The organism is Acidiferrobacteraceae bacterium (genome assembly GCA_037388825.1).
Taxonomy (GTDB): Bacteria; Pseudomonadota; Gammaproteobacteria; order Acidiferrobacterales; family JAJDNE01; genus JARRJV01.
In genome coordinates this window covers 1-3,407 of record JARRJV010000118.1, presented here as the reverse complement: position 1 = coordinate 3,407, position 3,407 = coordinate 1, and the positions used below count along the sequence as shown (strand labels likewise).

2 protein-coding genes are annotated in these 3,407 nt (G+C 64.2%); both read left to right on the top strand.

The annotated features are described in order from the left end of the window. The coding region (locus P8X48_13095) for an insulinase family protein (protein MEJ2108238.1) at positions 1–1,478 on the top strand (1,478 nt) is incomplete at its 5' end. Between the two features lie 78 nt (positions 1,479–1,556). Continuing rightward, positions 1,557–3,356, top strand: a complete 1,800-nt coding sequence (locus tag P8X48_13090) for a rhomboid family intramembrane serine protease (protein MEJ2108237.1) — start codon at positions 1,557–1,559, stop codon at positions 3,354–3,356. Positions 3,357–3,407: the final 51 nt, after the last annotated feature.

Sequence of the window (3,407 nt, the reverse complement as noted above, 5' to 3'; positions counted from 1 at the left end):
GTTTCAACACCACCATCATCGTGCGCACCCAGGGACAGGCACCGACGGCCAAGGACGTGCGCGCCGTCATCGCCCACGCCCACGGGCAGGCCTTGCCGCAGTACGCGTTTCGCCCGCGCATTCATTCCTATCTCGACAGCCTGCCGAAGCCGGGCACGGTGGTCTCGCGCACCGTGGACCAACGCCTGGGCGTGACCCACGTGACCTTCGCCAACGGGGTTCGCCTGCACATCAAGCCCCTGCCCAAGCGCAAGGGCACGGTCTATCTCTCAGGTCTGCTGGCCGGTGGCACCGTGGAGGAGACAGCCAAGAACCGGGGCATCACCGAGCTGGCGGCCGCCGCCCTGAGCGAGCCGGAAACGCCGACGCGGCGCGGCGTCGATCTCGCGCGCCTGCTCAATCACGACCGCATCGCCGTCGACTTCGGGCAACACCGCGGTGCCGTCGCGGTCGCCCTCGCCACCGATAGCGACCACCTGGAGCGCGGCCTGCGCTACCTGCACCTGGTATTGAGCCACCCCGAGTTGTCGGAAAGCACGCGCCGGAATTTCCTGGATTTCCTCGGTAACCGCGAGCAGGATCTCGACGCCAATGTCGGCATGCGTTTGCGCCTGGCGGTGCTGCGCGCGCGTTCCTCGGACGACCCGCGCATGGAGTACCCGACCCGGGCCGAGGTCGCGCGCTATTCCCACAAGAAGATCCAGCGCTGGATGGACCACCTCGTGCGCACCGCGCCGCTGGAGCTCGCCATCACCGGCGACCTGGATGTGGACCGCACCATCCGCCTGGCGCAGCGTTATCTCGGGTCGCTGCATCGGCGCGGGCCGGTGGCCGGTGCCTTTGCGAAGCTGCGCGAGCTGCCTCCAATGCACGGCCCCGTGTTCAAGGACCTGGCCGTGGACTCGAACAGCGACCGGGCCGCGGTGTACGTCGGCTGGCAGGCGCCGGATCCCACGGACTATGTGAAGACGCGCGCGCTGGCGCGGGCGGCGCGCATCCTCGACCAGCGCCTGAACGGGGTGCTGCGGGTGAAGAAGGGCTATGTGTATTCCGCCAGCGTGGGCCTGCAGGACAACTATGCCTTCCCCGGCCTGTCGCAGATCTATGCCTTCGCCGTCACCCGCCCAGAGTACGCGCAGGACGTGGCGCGCATCATGCGCAAGACCTTCCAGGATTTTGCGCAAGAAGGACCGAGGCCGTCGGAGCTGAGCACGGCCAAGCGGGCGGCGAGATTGAGGCTGGAACACAGCGCGGATGATGTCGGCCGCTGGCTGGACCTGTTGAAGGACTACGACTATTCCGAGTTGCCGGCCGCGGCCATCATCCTCAAGCCGAAGAACATTCCTCCCTACAAGAAGGAAGACCTGCGCCAGGCCGTGGCCGAGGCGATGCAGCCGCGCACCTTCGTGCAGGTCATCGTCCACCCGCGCACGAGCGGGCACAAAGGCAAATCGGGTTCGCCCAACCCGGCCTCCTGACGAAGGAAAACCACGCCGGGGAAGCGGTCCCCGACGCTTCGCCTATACTGTGAGAGAACCTCTTTCACCAGGCGGGCCATGTTCTTCTTTCCCTATCGTGCCGAGCTGCGCTCAAATCACTTTCCATGGACGACGCTGGTCGTGTGTTTGCTGTGCCTGGCCGTGTTTCTCGGGCAGAAGCACAACAACCGTCACATTGAACAGGTGGCGACCGCCTATTGCCGAGCCCAGGTACACGACACCGAACTCAAGGGCCTGTTGGCCCGCGTCTACGGGGACTGGAACTGGAATCGCTTTGTCGGCTGGATCCTGACGCCACTAGACGGCAACGAGGCCTGCGGCGCGGCCCTGGCCGATGTACAGGGAAGCTACGATCGCGACGATGCCCTGCTCTGGTTTGACCGCGCACTCCGGTCCTACGCAAACGAAAAGGAAGAAGAGCATCGTGTACCCCAGCGCTTCCGGCCCCTGTACCACGACGCCAGCTACGAATTGCCATCGGCACTGACACGGAGGCTGCTGACGGAGACCCCTTCCTGGAATCCACTGCGCATGATCACCGGTTCCCTTGCCCATGCAAATTGGGAACACATCATCTTCAACCTGATCTTCTTCGTAATCTTCGCTATTGCCGTGGAGGCGCTACTGGGTTCCGTGGTTTTCGGGGCCACCATCCTGTTCCTGATGTTCGGAATCTCCGCGCTGCAGAACATCGTCTTCATCGGCGAGATCGGCATGCGGCCCTCCCTTGGGCTTTCGGGCGTGGTCATGGGCGTGATGGCGCTGTTTACCATGCTCCTGCCACGCGCAAAGGTGCGCTTCTTTTACTGGTTCATGATCAACGTCGGATCCATTGCCCTGCCGGGATGGGTGGTCGCCCTCTGGTACATCGCCCTCAACATCAACGGCATCGTGTTTGACTGGAACGGTGGCATCGGCTACGGCGCACACCTGTCCGGTGCCGTGTTGGGTCTTGCCCTGGGCATGACCGCATTCCGCCGTCACCGGCACTGGTCGGGGGAGGTCAACGCCGGCAAGGTGCAGCTGAACGACCCGCGGACCAACTGGGTCGAGGAGGACACCCGTGGCTTCCGCTACATCGAGGCGCTTTCGGCGGCGCCCGTGTATCTGTTCGCCGTCTATATCGCGCTGTGGCTGACTGCCTTTGGCATTCTCTGGGTCATCCTGAGTTTCCGCTTCCTGCTGCTGTGGATGGTGCCGGGCGCATTGCTGTGGTGGCTGTTCCGCCGCCAGAAGCGAGCGGCACGCTCGGACCACGAGCGCTACCAGGAGGCTCTGGCCGAGGTGAAGGCGAGACATTGGGAGCAGGCGCGAACGAAACTGGAGGCCCTCGCTGAAGACGGTTATGGCCGGGCGCAGGTAAAGCTCGCCGAAATCCTTATGGACGCGCGCACCGGTCCGGTCTTGCCCAATGCCTCAGCAAACTGGTTGCGTCGGGCCGTGGCCATGGGCAACCGCGAGGCGATGTACAAACTGGCCTGGTACATCGTCGACCGGCGCATCGTGGCGCGCGAATCAAACGAGGACCTACGCCTGTTCGAGCGCGCCCTTGCCCTGGGCGAGCCACGGGCAGCCATGGCCCTGGGCCATCTCTACGGCGAACGGCGCGTGGAAAACATGGATTCCGACGAGGTGAAGGAGAAGCGCATCGCACTTTTTGAATCGGCCGTGCGCCTGTTCCTGGAGAACAAACAGCCCGAAGACGCCGAGACCGCCTTGCGCGAACTGGCCGCCCTGGACCCTGCCTATCCCGCCGTCCGCGATTTGTCGGCGAAACTCGGAATCGATCCCGGCACCGGCGAGGACAATCATCCGAACCAGTGGACCGGCATCATGACGCCGGGCGAGTCCGACTAGGCGATCGAACCGCTTCGGACATCGAGTCTTACTTAGACTCTTTCATCTCCG